The 15,777-nt window shown below is 60.7% G+C and carries 14 protein-coding genes and 1 tRNA gene; 9 read left to right on the forward strand and 6 right to left on the reverse strand.

Translation table 11 applies throughout. From position 1 onward, the window contains the following. Nucleotides 1–49: 49 nt before the first annotated feature. Both METLI_RS06680 and METLI_RS06685 read right to left on the reverse strand, forming a co-directional pair. Complete coding sequence (locus METLI_RS06680; RefSeq protein ID WP_048103682.1) at nt 50–301, reverse strand: hypothetical protein; 252 nt, start codon at nt 299–301, stop codon at nt 50–52. A gap of 416 nt (nt 302–717) precedes the next feature. Continuing rightward, the gene (locus METLI_RS06685; protein WP_004039047.1) at nt 718–1,671 is read right to left on the reverse strand and encodes an EF-Tu/IF-2/RF-3 family GTPase; all 954 of its coding nucleotides are present in this window, start codon (nt 1,669–1,671) and stop codon (nt 718–720) included. Between the two features lie 96 nt (nt 1,672–1,767). On the opposite strand from METLI_RS06685, the gene METLI_RS06690 reads away from it, so the two are divergent. Genes METLI_RS06690 through METLI_RS06700 form a run of 3 tightly spaced genes read left to right on the forward strand, consistent with a single transcriptional unit; the run spans nt 1,768 to nt 5,889 of the window. Continuing rightward, complete coding sequence (locus METLI_RS06690) at nt 1,768–3,837, forward strand: acetate--CoA ligase family protein (protein WP_004039048.1); 2,070 nt, start codon at nt 1,768–1,770, stop codon at nt 3,835–3,837. Continuing rightward, nucleotides 3,834–4,895: a magnesium/cobalt transporter CorA gene (gene corA / locus METLI_RS06695; protein WP_004039049.1), complete on the forward strand. Its 1,062-nt coding sequence runs from the start codon at nt 3,834–3,836 to the stop codon at nt 4,893–4,895. The genes METLI_RS06690 and corA overlap by 4 nt, the downstream gene beginning before the upstream one ends. Before the next feature lie 16 nt (nt 4,896–4,911). Then, a complete protein-coding gene (locus METLI_RS06700) occupies nt 4,912–5,889 on the forward strand; it encodes a TIGR00341 family protein (RefSeq protein ID WP_004039050.1) in 978 nt (325 codons plus the stop codon). Between the two features lie 372 nt (nt 5,890–6,261). Here METLI_RS06700 and phoU read toward each other — a convergent pair whose 3' ends face one another. From phoU to METLI_RS06720, 4 genes are all read right to left on the reverse strand, one after another. Then, a complete protein-coding gene (phoU, locus tag METLI_RS06705) occupies nt 6,262–6,912 on the reverse strand; it encodes a phosphate signaling complex protein PhoU (protein WP_004039052.1) in 651 nt (216 codons plus the stop codon). Between the two features lie 10 nt (nt 6,913–6,922). Continuing rightward, a complete protein-coding gene (pstB, locus tag METLI_RS06710) occupies nt 6,923–7,687 on the reverse strand; it encodes a phosphate ABC transporter ATP-binding protein PstB (protein WP_004039053.1) in 765 nt (254 codons plus the stop codon). A gap of 2 nt (nt 7,688–7,689) precedes the next feature. After that, nucleotides 7,690–9,588, reverse strand: a complete 1,899-nt coding sequence (gene pstC, locus METLI_RS06715; protein ID WP_004039056.1) for a phosphate ABC transporter permease subunit PstC — start codon at nt 9,586–9,588, stop codon at nt 7,690–7,692. A gap of 153 nt (nt 9,589–9,741) precedes the next feature. Next, nucleotides 9,742–10,572, reverse strand: coding sequence for a phosphate ABC transporter substrate-binding protein (locus METLI_RS06720; RefSeq protein ID WP_004039058.1), 831 nt, complete (start codon nt 10,570–10,572; stop codon nt 9,742–9,744). A 184-nt stretch (nt 10,573–10,756) separates the two neighbouring features. On the opposite strand from METLI_RS06720, the gene METLI_RS06725 reads away from it, so the two are divergent. From METLI_RS06725 to METLI_RS06750, 6 genes are all read left to right on the forward strand, one after another. Beyond that, nucleotides 10,757–11,761 carry a phosphate uptake regulator PhoU gene (locus tag METLI_RS06725; RefSeq protein ID WP_048103683.1) on the forward strand — a complete coding sequence of 335 codons (1,005 nt, stop codon included), beginning with the start codon at nt 10,757–10,759 and terminating at the stop codon, nt 11,759–11,761. Between the two features lie 22 nt (nt 11,762–11,783). Next, a complete protein-coding gene (locus METLI_RS06730) occupies nt 11,784–12,209 on the forward strand; it encodes a thioredoxin family protein (protein WP_342632916.1) in 426 nt (141 codons plus the stop codon). A 502-nt stretch (nt 12,210–12,711) separates the two neighbouring features. Further along, nucleotides 12,712–13,788, forward strand: coding sequence for a glucose-1-phosphate thymidylyltransferase (locus METLI_RS06735; RefSeq protein WP_004039062.1), 1,077 nt, complete (start codon nt 12,712–12,714; stop codon nt 13,786–13,788). Between the two features lie 16 nt (nt 13,789–13,804). Then, complete coding sequence (gene rfbB, locus METLI_RS06740; protein WP_004039063.1) at nt 13,805–14,761, forward strand: dTDP-glucose 4,6-dehydratase; 957 nt, start codon at nt 13,805–13,807, stop codon at nt 14,759–14,761. 104 nt (nt 14,762–14,865) lie between these two features. Continuing rightward, a complete protein-coding gene (locus METLI_RS06745; RefSeq protein ID WP_004039064.1) occupies nt 14,866–15,615 on the forward strand; it encodes a YkgJ family cysteine cluster protein in 750 nt (249 codons plus the stop codon). A gap of 88 nt (nt 15,616–15,703) precedes the next feature. Beyond that, nucleotides 15,704–15,775 (forward strand) — tRNA-Thr (locus METLI_RS06750). The last annotated feature ends 2 nt before the right edge of the window (nt 15,776–15,777 follow it).

The raw sequence follows: 15,777 nt of genomic DNA on the forward strand, positions 1-15,777 counted from the left end.
ACGTGAGAGTTCTTGAAAACCGAGCAACCCCTGCCAGGTCGCCCCCCCCTCACGTCTGCTGGAACATCGCCGCCAGTTTGTCAGGTGAGAAGGAGAGGATCGTCGGGCGCCCGTGCGGGCAGGTGTAGGGGTTTTTCGTCCGGGCGAGCTGGTCGATGAGGCGGCGCATCTGCTCCCGCGAGAGGTGGTCGCCCGCGTTGATCGCCCCCCTGCAGGTGACGCGTGTCAGCACCGCCTCCCTTTTTCCCACGGGATCGGACGGGCTCTCCCTGACCAGGGCGGAGACGAGGTCCCTGATCACCTCGGGCTCTTCGAGTTTCCCGAGCTTGAGAAGATCTCAGGTGAGCGCATAAGGATAGGGTCTGTGCGCTGCTGATAGGTAACGGTCGATGTTCTACCGGCAGAGGCTGCTCGATTACCCGTACACGCACACACCGCCATCCCCGCACCGGGGGTTGCACCCCCCGGACCGCCGCGCGAGGATTGCCCCGGACATGAGGGACCGGTCAGGCCGGCGAGGCTTTCATCTATCCTCCCCCGATCACAGTTCTGCAGGGCAGCACGCCGATCAAAATCGTCCCCTCACGCGAGCGGCCGCAAAACACCCCCGCTCCTTCGCGTCCCTTCGCGTGAGATCTTCCCTCCCCATTCATCAGTGGAAACGCCCTCCACAGATGGTCAATCGCCTCGCGTGAGAGGCCGCGGAAAAAAAGAGTATCAGGAGATGGTCAGAGTCCCGGCGACCCGCAGGTTCCCGCCCTCCAGGTAGGTGACGACCGCCTTCGACCCCGGGAGGTACACCAGTTCCTTCTCCATCTCCAGGGTGACCTGACCGCCTGAGGCCGAGACGACCCGGGAAGGCTCGAACTGCATCCAGTGCCCGACATGGAGGACCATGCCCTCGGTGATCGGGGCCTTCCAGAAGGGCACCAGGTCGAGGCGTCCGCTGATCGCCGTCGTGCTCCGCAGGGCGGGGTCGTTGGAGAGGACGTAGCCGCGGCTGAGCTCCTCTGCCTCGACGCTCTTGAGGGCGAGGCCCACCCGGTCGCCGGTCTCCGCGTCCTCGAAATCGTCGTCGTGCTTCTGGATGGACCTGACGATGGCGGTCTTATGCACCGGGTGCACCTTTAAGTTGTCGTGCTTCTTAAGGTGTCCGTCGGCCACACAGCCAAGGATCACGGTCCCGATCCCGCGCACATTGAAGAAGTGGTCGATCGGGATGATGCAGGTCTTCTTCTGGTCGGCGAGGGAGCGTTCGATCCCGATCTGGTGGGCGGCGTCGAGGAGGCGATCGCGCAGGGTGATTGCATCCTCCTCCATGCACTCGTAGTTCTCCAGGACGGTGCCCTTCAGCAGGGGCCGGATCTGGTCGGGCGAGATGTAGTTCCTGAGGACCAGGAACCCTTTGCCGATCCCTGCGGCCTGGAGCATCAGGAGGCACTCGCCGAAGGTCGCGTTGAGGGCGTCCACGACGACGATCGCCGCGTCGGCCAGCGATGCGGCATAGAAGAGCGGTGCCAGGCGCTCGGGGTATCGGGTCGGCTCGATGAAGGTGACCGTGTCTGCGCCTTTTTTCAGGTTGTAAAAGGTGATATCGGTGCTCGTCCCTTTCTTGCCGAGATCCTTTGCATACCCTGCGGGGCCCATTACCGCCACAGTGAGGTTTGCCATAGTGGTTATCTATTGGCGGAAGAGCGGGATAATGCTTCTTCAGACCGAGATGGGCGATAGTTGTTTATAGGCACTCCCCAGAACAGGGATACAGGAATGGCCCGGCGGCTGAGTGAAGCAGAAGGGTATGCGCTTCTGGCGAAATACGGCATTCGAGTGCCGAAGCACGAGGTTGCGGCGAGCCGGGCGGATGCCGGGGCGATCGCGGAGAGGATCGGCTACCCGGTCGTGCTCAAGGTCGTTTCCCCGGATATCGTCCACAAATCCGATGTTGGCGGGGTTATAACCGGGATACAGGGTCGGCAAGAGGCCGAAAATACTTACGACGCCATCCTCACCTCGGTCGCCGCAGCAGATCCGGGCGCCGGTGTCGACGGCGTGATCGTCGAGGAAGAACTCCCGCAGGGCCTCGAGTTCATCGTCGGCGGGACGACCGACCCGGCCTTCGGGAAGGTGATCGCCGTCGGCGCCGGCGGGGTGCTCGTCGAACTCCTGGAGGACACCGCTTTCGGCCTCGCCCCGGTCTCCAAAGAGCGGGCGCGGGAGATGGTCCGTGGCCTGAAGGCCCACCGCCTCGTCCGCGGCTACCGCGGGGCGCCCCCCCTTGACGGGGAGGCCCTGGTGGAGGCGGTGCTGGCGGCATCCCACCTCTTTATGGAGGAGAAGATAGAGGAGTTCGATATCAACCCCCTGATCCTCTACGAGCAAGGGGCCTGCGCCGTCGATGCCAGGTTCATCGCCGGGGGAACGCCCGAGGCCCAGCGGGAGGAGCGGACCCCCTTCGTCCTCCCGTCGCCCAGCGGCATCGCCGTCGTCGGGGCGTCCTCCGACCCGGCAAAGATTGGCTACGCGATCCTGCGAAACCTCCTCCACTTCAGGGGCCGGGTCTTCCCGGTCAACCCGAAGTACGCGAGGGTCCTCGGCGTGCCTGCCTATCCCTCGGTCAGGGAGATCCCGGGCGAGGTGGATATGGCCGTGATCGCCGTCCCGGCTCCGCTTGTCGCCGGGATCGTCGAGGAGTGCGGGGAGCGGGGGATCGGTCTCGCCGTCATCGTCTCGGCGGGCTTCAGGGAGACGGGCGACGAGGGGCGGAGGCGCGAGGAGGAGGTGATCAGGGCCGCACGGGCGCACGGCGTCCGGGTGCTCGGCCCCAACTGCCTCGGCATCATGCTCCCGCACCTCGGCATCAACGCCACCTTCGATCCGATCTCGCCGAAGCCCGGACATATCGGCTTCCTCTCCCAGAGCGGGGCGGTGATCACGACGGTGGCCGACTGGAGCGTGCAGGCCGGCGTGGGGTTCTCGGCGGTCGTCAGCGTCGGGAACCAGGCAGACCTCGGTTTCCCCGACCTCCTCCAGGCGATCGCCGGCGATCAAAAGACGCGGGCGGTGATCCTGTACGTCGAGGAGATCAGGGACGGCAGGCGGTTTTATGAGGCGGCAAAGGCGGTGACCGCACGCCTCCCGGTGATCGCCGTCAAGTCAGGGGCGTCGGAGAAGGGGAAGGCGGCAGCATCATCCCACACCGGATCCCTCGCGGGCTCGCATGCAGTCTATGCGGCGGCGTTTCGCGAGGCCGGCGTGATCCTTGCAGGATCGCTTGAAGAGGCCTTCCAGGTCGGCGAACTCCTCGCCTCCGAGGGGTATCCGGGCGGGAACCGGTGCGTCGTTATCTCCGGTGCAGGGGGATTTGCCGTGCTCGCATCCGACTACGCGGAAAAATACGGCGTCTCGCTCCCCACGCTCCCCGAGGAGATCTGCCGCGAACTCGACGCTTTTCTGCCCCCGCTCTGGAACCGCGCAAACCCGATGGACATCATCGGCGACGGCGGGGCCGGGCGCTACGCGAAGGTCTTCGACGTCCTGATCGAGCACCAGGAGGCATGGGACATCGTCGTCGTCGTCACCGTCCCCTCGGCCGTCCTCAATCCCGTGGAGATCGCCTACGAGATCATCAGGTTCTCGAAGAAGACCGGGAAGATGGTGGTCGCCTCCCTCCTGGGCGGGGAGAGCATGGGGGCGGCGGTGCGGATCCTCAAAGACAACTGCCTTCCCAACTTCCCCGAGATCGAGGACGCCTTCAGGGCGATCGGGAGCGCCCTGAGCCTGCCGGCGCGGGAGCGAGGGGCGAGGCCGGCCTGCGAGAGAAGAGGTGGGGAGCGATGACCGGCGCCGTGGTGAGGCGTTCCCAGAAAGCAGGCCTCCCTCCGGGCTCGCTCGTCTACGTCGGCGACGAGGCGGCCGGAAAGACGACGATCGAGGTGATCGAGTACACCCCTGAGCGGATCGACGAAACATCGGTCCAGGATGCCGGGGACCTCGCCGCATACCACGGCCGCGACGCCGTCGTCTGGATCAACATCACCGGCCTCCATGAGGTCGGTGTCATCGAGAAAACCGGCGAGATCTTCGGGCTCCACCCCCTCATCCTGGAGGACATCTTAAACACCGAGCAGCGGCCGAAGATGGAGGACTACGACGAGACGATCTACGTCGTCATGAAGATGATCGGCTCCCTCGAAGACGGGAGGGTGGCGGACGAGCAGATCAGCCTCGTCATAGGCGACCGATACGTGATCTCGTTCCAGGAGCGGCCCGGCGACGTTTTCGATCCGGTGCGGGGCCGGATCAGGCTGCCGAAATGGCGGGCGCGGCGTCTCGGCGCCGACTACCTCGCCTACGCCCTCATCGACGCCCTCGTCGACGGATACTTCCATGTGATCGAGCGGTTCGGCGAGCGGATCGAGGCGGTAGACGACCAGATCATCGCCGATCCCGACCCTGAGACCCTCCGCTCCATCAGGGAACTGAGAAGAGAACTGATCTTTCTCAGAAAAAGTGTCTGGCCGATGCGCGAGGTCATCGCCGGGCTCGAACGAACGGATTCGACCCTGGTCACGCAGCAGACCCGCCTCTACCTCAGGGACGTCTACGACCACACGGTACAGGTGATCGACACCCTCGAAACCTACCGGGACATGGCGGCCGGCATGCTCGACATCTACCTCTCCAGCGCGAGCAACCGGATGAACGAGGTGATGAAGGTGCTCACGATCATCGCCACCATCTTCATCCCGCTCAGTTTCATCGCCGGTGTCTTCGGCATGAACTTCAGGAATATGCCCGAACTGGAATGGGGCTACGGCTATCCGACCTCCCTTGCCCTGATGGCCGGGGTCGCCCTTGTGCTGCTTATCTATTTCAGGCGAAAACGATGGATATGAGGTGAAAAGAGGGATCATGAAGAAAATACTGATCAATGCGCGAAAGGAGGACTACGAAAATCTTCTCCCTCTCTTCGAAGGGGTCTACCATGTGATCGTCCACGCGGACGGGGTCTACCAGGTCAAGGTCTTCGTGCCAGACAGCGACCTCGACGCCTTCATCGAACGGATAAAACCTGCAATCGACATGCGCTACCGGGAGAACCTCATCGAGGTGCTCTCCCCGGACTTTGTCATCTCGCCGTACCTGAAGAGGGCCGAGGAGAAGACAAAAACTCCTGAAAAGACGCCCATCGAAGAACTGCTCGACACCACAAAACCCTACCAGAAGTTCGATGCCGGTAAAGTCGTTCTCACCTCGATCGCGGGCATCATCGCCCTGACTGGCCTCTTCCTCAACAACGTGGCGATCATCATCGGCGCCATGCTCCTCTCCCCGATCCTGGGGCCGATCTACGGGTTTGCGATCAACATGGCGATCGGGAAGGCGCGCGACGGTATGCGGAGCATCGGCGTTCTTGCAGGGCTGCTCGCCTGTGTCTTCGCCCTCTCGGCCCTGACCACGTTCGCCCTCAACCTCGTCACGCCCCTCGCGATCACCTCAGAGATCCTCTCCCGGACCGAGGTGAGCCCAATCTACATCTTCATGGCGGTCCTGCTGGGGTTCGCGTCGGTGCTCGCCCTCGCGCGCGGGATGTCCGACCTGATCGCCGGCGTCGCCATCGCCGCCGCCCTCCTCCCGCCGACGGCGGTGATGGGGATCGCCCTTGCCATGATGCACCCCTACCTCCTCCCCTCGACAGTGCTCGTCCTGGAGAACGTCATCGGGATGATGGCCGGGGCGCTGATCGCGACTCTCACCCTCAGGATAGGGCCGCGGGAGTATTACGAGCAGGTCGCCGCCCGCCGGTTCATTACGAGAACGGTGCTCTTGATCGTCGTCCTTGCCGCGATCCTCCTCGCCCTCAGCATGGTGCTGACTCCGCTGGTCTGAGAGGCAGCGGGGGAGGGGGTCAGGTGCTTGCCCCGGAAGAGGGAGGGATGATCCCACGCTCTGGGCGCGAAGGGACGGGAAGGAGCGGGGGTGTTTTGCGACCGCTCGCGTGAGGGGACGATTTTGGTCGGCGTGCTGCCCTGCAGAACTGCGATTGGGGCTTGGATGGACAAGACACGCCGGCACGCCCATCCATCAATTTTTCATCAAAAGATGCGCCGCCCGGGCCTTCCTCGCATAGCCAGGGCAATCATGTGCGGGGGTCCGGGGGCAGAGCCCCAGCCCGAAGATAAGGGAAGGCGACCGGATCACGCTCGCACCCGGAAAAAGTGAGAGTTTCTACACGGTCAAAAAAAGAGGGTTCAGGGCCTTTCAGCTGATATCCACCCGCTCGCCGGTGGCCATGTAATGGATCTTCTCTGCCATGGCGCAGCAGTGGTCGCCGCAGCGTTCGAGATACCGGGCGATCATCACGTAGTCCATGCACCGGCCGATATTGCGCGGGTCCTCCATCATGTAGGTGATCCCCTCCCTGAAGACCGAGTAGCGGAGATCGTCGACTCGGTCGTCCCTCTCGGAGAAATCCAGGAGCAAGGAGGTGTTTCCCGACTCGTAGGCCTCCAGGGTGTCGTCGATCATCGAGAAGACAATCTCCGCCATGTGGGGGAGGTTGAGCATCCGGCCGAGGTGGCCTGAGGCGGCGAAGTCAGGGACGAGGATGGCGACATCTTTCCCGTATCTTCCTATCCGGTAAAACGCCGTGTTCATTTTGAGAGTGCAGATGATCGTCCGCAGGTCCTGCGCCATCGGCTGGTAGCGGGCGATGAGCGTAAGTAATCGTTCGTCGAAATGATCCGACCGTTCGGAGAGGTATTTTTTTCTTGCGTTGACGTCTGCCGCGAGGTCGAGATTGCCCGTCTTCAGGGCTTCAAAGGCGTCTTTCAGCATCTGGGCCGAGAAAGCGCCGTAATCGCAGAACTCGCGCTGCAGACCTTTCAGTTCTTCGTGAAATTTCTCGCTCATCTGGTCACCTTCAGCCGAACCGCCCGGTCACATAGTTCTCGGTCAACTGTTCGCGGGGCGCCTCGAAGATCTGGTCGGTTTCGCCGAACTCGATCAGTTTTCCCAGGTACATAAAGCCGGTGTAATCGCTCGACCGGGCCGCCTGCTGCATATTGTGCGTCACCATGATCACGGTATAGCGTTTCTTCAGTTCTTCGAGGAGGTCCTCGATCTTTGCGGTGGCGATCGGGTCCAGAGCCGAGCAGGGTTCGTCCATCAGGATCACCTCGGGCTCGACGGCGAGCGTCCGGGCGATGCAGAGCCGCTGCTGCTGCCCGCCCGAGAGGCCGAGCGCCGAGGCGTGGAGGCGGTCCTTCACCTCGTCCCAGAGGGCGGCGTCTTTCAGGCTTTTTTCAATGATCTGATCGAGGGTTTTTTTGTCCCTGATGCCGTGGACCCGCGGGCCGTAGGCGACGTTTTCGTAGATGGACTTCGGGAAGGGGTTGGGTTTCTGGAAGACCATGCCAATGCGTTTCCTGATCTCGACGACGTCGGTTCTGGGAGAAACGATGTCCTCCCCGTCGAAGAGGATCTCCCCCTCGACCCGCACGTTGTCGACGAGGTCGTTCATCCGGTTCAGGCACCGGATCAGGGTGGACTTTCCGCACCCGGACGGCCCGATCAGGGCGGTCACCCGGTTGCGCGCGAAGGAGATGTCGATCTCCTGCAGGGCGTGGTTATCCCCGTAATAGAGGTTGAGGCCTTTTGTGCTGATAATGGCTGCTTCTGTCGTCATATTCACCACCTGACGTTCTTCTGGTAGCGGCTCCTGATACCGATGGCGACGGCGTAGATCGCAACCACCAGGATAAGGAGCACAAGGGCAGTGCCGTACTGGTTTTTCGTCGCTCCCGGGACGTTTGTCGCCAGGACAAACAGGTGATAGGGGAGTGCCATCACCGGCTCAAAGGCCGACGTCGGGAGGAAACGTTTGGAAAATACCGCAGCGGTAAAGAGAATCGGCGCCGTCTCGCCTGCGGCCCGGCCGATGGAGAGGATCGTTCCGGTGAGGATGCCCGGCACGGCCGGCGGGAGGACGACCCGGCTGATCGTCTGCCATTTTGTCGCCCCGAGGGCGAGGCTCCCCTCCCGGAGCGAGGCCGGGACGCTCTTCAGCGACTCCTCGGTCGTCCTGATGATCGTCGGGAGGATCATGAGCCCGAGGGTGATCATGCCGGCAAGGAGGGAGACGCCGAAGTTGAGGAAGATCACCAGGAAAGCAAAGCCGAAGAGGCCGAATACGATCGAGGGCATGCCGTTGAGGAGATCGATCCCGGTCCTGATGATGTCGGTGATCCGGTTGCCTCCCCGCGTGTATTCGGAGAGGTAGATCGCCGCCCCGATCCCGATGGGAAGGGCGAAGGCGATCGCCCCGGCGACGAGGTAGAGGGTGCCGACGATGGCCGGGAAGATCCCGCCGGCCCGGCCGAGGTCGCGGGGCGGCTGGGTGAGGAACTCCCAGGTCAGCGCCGGGAGGCCGTTGACGATGATGTAGAGCAGGATGATCCCGAGGACGCAGAGGACGGCGGCGATCGCCCCCCATATCAGGCTAAAGGCGATCTTCTGCGAGACCTTCGGGGATATCCGGTCTTTTACAAAGAGGAGGAACGCCAGGGAGGCGAGCAAGGCGATGGCCGTGAGAGGCGCAAAGAGGTACATGACGATCAGAACAGCCAGGAGGACCAGAACGGCCCTGAACACGAGTTTGAGGCGCTCGCTCTCCGGCGAGAACAGGGTGCGTCCGGAAGCTTCAGCCCCGTGCTTCGACCTGATGTGTTTGAGGATAGCAACGGCCGAGAGGTTCACGATCAGGGTGATGGCGAGCAGCACGACGGCGACGGCGAAGAGGGCGCTGTAATGCATGCTTCCGACGGCGACCTCGCCCATCTCGATGCCCAGGGTGCCGGTGAGGGTCCTGACCGGCGAGAGGACGTTGGTGATCGGTTCGGGAATGACGGCGGCGTTGCCGCAGACCATGATCACGGCCATCGTCTCGCCGATCGCCCGGCCCATGCCCAGGATCACCGCCGCCGTGATCCCTGAGATCGCCGAGGGGACAAGGACGCGGCTGATCGTCTGCCAGTGGGTGGCGCCGAGGGCGAGCGAACCCTCCTTGAACATCCGGGGGACCATGTTCAGGGCGTCCTCAGAGACCGAGATGATCGTCGGGAGGGCCATGATCCCGAGCAGGATGGAGCCAGCAAGCCAGCTCTCCCCGGAAGGAACGTCAAAGGTGAGGCGGAGCCAGTCTGTCAGGATGATCAGGCCGAAAAAGCCGTACACCACTGAAGGGATGCCGGCAAGAAGTTCGATCGCCGGTTTTGCCACGGCCTTTACTTTTGAGGGTGCAAGCTCTGAAAGATAGACGGCACTCGCAAGCCCGAGCGGGACGGCGATCGCCATCGCCCCCAGGGTGACGAGGATGGTGCCCACGATGAGAGAGAAGACGCCGTACGACGGTGTTGCCCCGGTCGGGTTCCAGGTGCTCCCGGTGATCAGGTCCAGGACGCCGACGGTCTGGAAGAGCGGGATGGAGTCCCTTACCAGGAAGAATATGATGAAAAATACGCTGAGGACGGCAAACGACGCGGTCGCGAACCAGAGGCTCCGGATGAACTTCTCCTTCCAGCCATGCATATAATAACCCGATGGAAAACGTCCGGACGATACTCTCCGAATATCTTCTAACATCATTGTTCACCACAGGAAAGAGGAAAAATGGTCTTCTGAAGGCCGGGTGTGGAGACCGGCCGGTTCAGATGCTCTCCGGATGCCTCATGATTCGACTCTTCAGGCTGAGACAAAGCCTTCCTCTTCGACGATCTTCTGGCCGGCAGGGCTCAGGATGTAGTCGAGGTAGTCCTTCGAGAGACCGGAGGCCTCGCCCTTTGTGAACATGTTGAGGGTGCGGGCGATCGGGTAGTCGCCGCTGGTGACGGTCTCGATCGACGGTTCGACCAGTGTGCCGTCCGCATCGATCTTCAGGGCCTTCACCGTGGCGTCGAGGTAGCCGAGGCCTACGTAGCCGATGGCGCCAGGCGTCTGGGCGACGGTCTGTTTCACCGCACCGTTGGAGTTCTTCTCGAGCTGGGTGCTGACATAGTCGGCCTTTTCCATGACCTTCTCAGAGAAGAATTCGCGGGTGCCCGAGGAACTGTCGCGGCCGATGACGACGATTGTCATGTCTGAACCGCCGAGTTCTTTCCAGTTCTTGGTCTCGCCGGTGTAGATCGCCTTGATCTGCTCGGTGGTGAGGGAGTTCACGGCGACGGCCGGGTTGACGATGACGGCGATGCCGTCACGGGCGACGACGTACTGGACAAGGTCGGGGTACTTCTCCTTTTCGGCGGCCTTGAGGTCGCGGGAGGCCATGCCGATGTCGGCGGTTCCCTCACCGACGGCCTGGACGCCGGCGCCGGAGCCACCGCCGCTGACCTGGATGTCGGCATAGGCGTTGGCGTCCATGTAGGATTCCGCCGCCTTCTGGGCGATCGGGAGGACCGTCGTCGAACCGGTGACCGAGATGCTCTGCACGGTCGGGGCGGCCGTGGTGGACGGAGTCGTTTCACCGCCGTTGCCGACACACCCGGTGAAGAGGGTGGCAAGGACGAGGAGCGCCATGACCGGCGCGACAAGGAACCTGAAAGTTTTACTCTCCAATGGATTTCACCATAGTAATCTCGGCAGACGCGGTTATAATCTGATTCGAATTATACTATTTGTCTGAATATAATTCATGGAAAGTATATGTCGGTATAGAGAGAAAAGCAGAATATATACCTATATGGAAACACTATACACTATCATGGAAATCCGGAAAGTCCAGATCACCGGCGGGTCATCCTATATTGTCTCCCTCCCGAAGGAGTGGATAAAGGCCTCCAGGATCGGGAAAAATGATCCTGTCGGCCTGATCGTTCAGCCTGACGGCACCCTTCTGGTCACGCCGAAGATCGAACAGGAGGCAGTCCAGAGAAAGAAAGAGTTGCGGGTGAACGCAACCACCGATCAGACCTATATCCTGCGCTGTCTTATCGGGGCGTACATCTCGGGCTATACGACGATCGTCCTCTCTGCACAGGGGCGCCTGCCGCCGTCCATTCGATTGCGCGTGAGGGAGTTCACGCAGATGGCGATCGGGCAGGAGGTCGTGGAGGAGACCGAGACCTCGATCACGATCAAGGACCTGCTGAACCCCTCTGAGATGCCGTTCCAGAATACGATCCGGAGAATGGCCGTCATTGTCAAAGCGATGCAGCAGGACGGGGTCGAGGCGCTGAGGAGCGGGAATGTCGCACTTGCCGGGGATGTCGTTGCGCGCGACAACGACGTCGACCGCCTCCAGTGGCTCATCGCCAGGCAGTGCAACCTCCTGCTGACCGATGCAAACCTCGCCAGAAAGATGGGGATCAGCCCCCAGATGGCGATGAACTATTTCCTGATCTCGCGGATCATCGAGCGTATCGGGGACCACGGGACGCGGATCGCAAAGAACGCGATCGAGTTCCACCAGGAGGGTTCAAAGGGCGAGGTGGTCGAGATGATCGGCACGGCAAGTGCGACCGCCTCAAAGATCTTCGACCGGGCGATGGAGTCGATGTTCGGTCAGGACCTGGAAGGGGCCAATGCCACGATCGAATGCGTCGAGGATCTCGAGGTGCAGGCGAGGGCGATCAACAGGGAAGCGCTGAAATTCGATGCGGCGATGGCGACGGCGATTGTGTCCATTTCAGACAGTATCCGGAGAATCGGAGAATATTCAGGGGATATCTGCGAGAACATCATCAATAATCTGGTCAACGAGGTATGAATCCCACGGGATAAGGTAAAATATCAGATACTCCGTATCTTCCCCGATGAATATGACTGAAAATGACAGCGTGGTGGAGGTCTCTGACACCACATGGGAGCGTGCGATAGAACGGGGGACGCTCCCCGCGGTGGTGATGTTTTACAGCGAAACGTGCCCGTTTTGCAAGCAGATAGAGCCGTTTTTCAGGCAGTTCGCCAGGGAGTTCGGGGAGAAACTCCTCTTCGCCAGGCTGAATGTCTCTGAAAACCCCTGGACCCTCGAACGCTATGCGGTGCGCCAGACGCCCACCTTTAAGTTCTTCTGCACGGGAAAACCGGTCCAGGAAATCATCGGAGCGGCATTTCCTGCACTTCTCAAGAGAAATATCGAGGAGTTTCTCAAGCACGGGGAAGGGTGCGCCCGGAGCAGCACCGAGATCGATTACGAGATCACCGGGTATGGATAGACGAAAGACCGATGGATGACCCGACCTCTCCGAGGCGAGGGGAAGAACAACAATTGAATAGATTGAATAAAAAATGGGGATTAAATATCGATTCATTCTATTGGCCCTGTGGTAAAAATAGATAATATTAAATATCATTATATTTAACTATTATATAGGAGGATACAACCGTCTCAGGCGACACGTCCCCCCCGTAAACATGTGTCTTTTTTCTGAGACGATCTGTCCCTCCCTTTTGTGATATTCCTGATCTGATACGTCACGCGATCACGTCTGCTCCATAACGATCGATCTTCTTCACGAATAGACCGCTTCTCCGCCAGCACTTCAGGCACCGCTCTCCACCGGTCAGGAGGAGAGAGATCCTCACTCGCTATCCTCGTGAACTTCTTTTATCTTTCCCATTCGCTTGCATCCATAAGCCCAAAGAAGAAGTACAGGCACCGCCTCCGAGAGATATCATTATATAGTAGTTCATGCTGTATTGGTTCTCGGGGGACACATGAAAGGCCTTATTCTCTCCGGCGGCCATGGCGTCAGACTGAGACCGCTGACCTATTCACAGCAGAAACAACTGATTCCCATCGCCAACAAACCGATCCTCTTCTACTGCATCCAGGATCTCATCGACGCCGGCATCCACTCGATCGGCATCGTTGTGGGACCGAACAAGGAGCAGGTGATCAGCGAGGTAACGGCGCAGGACTGGGACGCCGAATTCGAGTTTATCACCCAGGACAGACCGGGAGGTCTGGCCCATGCGGTAAAAATATCGCAGCAGTTCCTCGGGGACGACCGGTTCGTCATGTACCTCGGGGACAACATACTTCTCGGCGGGATTAAAGGTTTCGTGGATGATTTCAGGAGGTCTGATGCGAAAGCCAGCCTGCTCCTGACAAAAGTCGATCACCCGGAGCAATACGGGGTCGCCCTCGTCAACGAGCAGGGGAAGGTGATCCTCCAGCTCCTCGAAAAGCCGAAAAACCCTCCGTCAAACCTCTGTATTGTCGGCATCTACTGCCTGACGCCCGAGATCTTCGAGGCGATCGAGAGCATCAAACCCTCGTGGCGGGGAGAACTGGAGATCACCGACGCTCTCCACTGGCTGATCCTTCAGGGCCGGTCGGTGACGTATGACCTCGTCAGCGGGTGGTGGAAAGACACCGGGAAACCTGAAGACCTCATCGATGCGAACCGCCTTGTCCTCGACGCCCTGCCCGGCATGAACGGGAACGGGGCATGCCTGGAGAACGTCAAGAACAGCACGGTGTCCGGAAGATGCAGGATCGGCAAAAACACGGTGATCAAGGACGGTTCGGTCATCAGGGGCCCGGTGATCATCGGCGACGACTGTATCATATCGAACACCTATCTCGGGCCGTACACCAGCATCGGGAACAGTTCGGTCCTCTCCAATACCGAGATCGAGGATTCCATCATCATGGAGGGGGCGGCGATCTCCAATACAGAACGGATCGTCGAGAGCCTCATCGGGAAGAACGTCACCATCGAGAGAGACGGCCGCCTTCCTGCAGGGAGTAAGTTTGTGATCGGAGATAACTCGAACGTGACCATTTGAACCGGAGGGACAATCCATGAAAATCGTTATTACCGGCGGCGCCGGATTTATCGGCTGTAATTTTGTCAGGCACATGCTGGACCGCCACCCTGAGAGCGAGATCGTCGTGCTGGACAAACTCACCTACGCGGGGAGAATGGAGAACCTGGAGGACGTGATGGACCGGATCACCTTCATCCAGGGGGATATCTGCTCGAAGGACGACGTGAACCGGATCGGCGACTGCGATCTCCTCTTCAACTTCGCCGCCGAGACGCACGTGGACCGGTCGATCAACGACGCCGGTGTCTTCGTCCGCACCGACGTGATCGGCACGCACACGCTTCTGGAGCATGCCCGGACCCACGAGGTCGGGCGTTTTGTCCAGATCAGCACCGACGAGGTCTACGGGAGCGTGGCATCGGGATATTCAAAGGAGGGCGATCGCATGCAGCCGTCTTCTCCGTATTCGGCGAGCAAAGCCGGGGCCGAGATGCTTGTTGCGGCATATGCCACGACATACGGCCTTGACACCGTGATCACGCGGAGTTCCAACAATTTCGGCCCGTACCAGTTCCCTGAAAAACTGATCCCGGTGATGATCCTGCGGGCGCTCCAGGACCGGAGCCTGCCCATCTACGGCAACGGGATGAACGTGCGCGACTGGATCTACGTGACCGACAACTGCGAGGGGGTCGCCGTCGCCGGCGAGGAGGGGAGATCGGGCGAGGCATATAATATCGGCGGGGGAAACGAGCGGACCAACCTGGAGATCGTCCGCACGATCCTCTCGATCCTCAAAAAACCCGAGTCCCTCATCGAGTACGTGGCCGACCGGCCCGGCCACGATATGCGATATGCCCTCGACTGCTCGAAGATGCAGGAGCTGGGGTGGCAGCCGAGGCACCGGTTCATGGACGCCATCGAGTTGACCTGCGCCTGGTATGCGCAGAACCGCACCTGGTATGCGCCGCTCCTTGCAACGGCCATCTGACCTTTTTTTCAGGAGGAGTGCGACGGCTGCAGATCCCGCCCTTCCTCCGCGTCGCCTGTCCTGATGAGATACAAATACGTCCTCCCGCATCCAAGATCCATGGAATGGTTGTGCAGCAGACCGACAGGATCGCCTCGATGATCGCCGCCCATGCCTCTGAACTCGATGCGCTCGGTGCGTACCCGGAGGAAGAACTTGTCGAGGTCATCAGGGAGGTCGGTTTCTCCTGCACCTGCTGCGGCAGGTGCTGCACCCGCGCCTTCAACGATCACGTCTTCCTCCTCGAATCTGATGCGGAGACGGTGCTGGAGGTGGACCCCGCGGCACTGATGCCGGCCCCGTACTTCGAGTTCTGCGACCAGGACGGCCGGTTTTACGTCCCGGGCTATGCGCTCAGGACACAGGAGGACGGGAGATGCGTTTTTCTCTCGGCGGAGAACCGCTGCACGATCTACGACCGGCGGATGAGCATCTGCAGGGTGTACCCGTATATGCTCCACCGGGAGGCGGACGAGGATGGAAATGTCGACTGGAGGCAGATCAGCGGCTTGAACCTCCACGGCGAATACGGGGCTGAGATCGACGAGGACGAGGCGAGAGGGATCGCGCGCGCGGTGATCGCGTACGAAAAGGCGTTTCTCAACCAGGAGATCGCATTCCTGGAAACCCTCAGGGCGTATTTCTCGGCGAACAACCTCAGGCATGTGCAGAAGGTCTACGACCGGCAGATGGCGCGCTTTAACAACGGGGAGGAGGTCGAGGTGAGGGTCTTTTTCAGGGGAGAGTTCTCCCGGACGACCGCACGGTGCACGGATTACGGCATCGTGCCGGTGGCCCGCGGGAAACGGCGGTGAGGGGGCGGTCATCCCTGTCACGGGGCGATGGGAGGCAGGACCATCGCCATGTTTTTTATCAGAAACGACAAACAGGGTAGTGCATCGTGCCCCAGTGGCTTAGTGGTATAGCGGCTGACTTGTAATCAGCAGGTCGCGAGTTCAACTCTCGCCTGGGGCTTA

Source organism: Methanofollis liminatans DSM 4140 (assembly GCF_000275865.1).
Taxonomy (GTDB): Archaea; Halobacteriota; Methanomicrobia; order Methanomicrobiales; family Methanofollaceae; genus Methanofollis; species Methanofollis liminatans.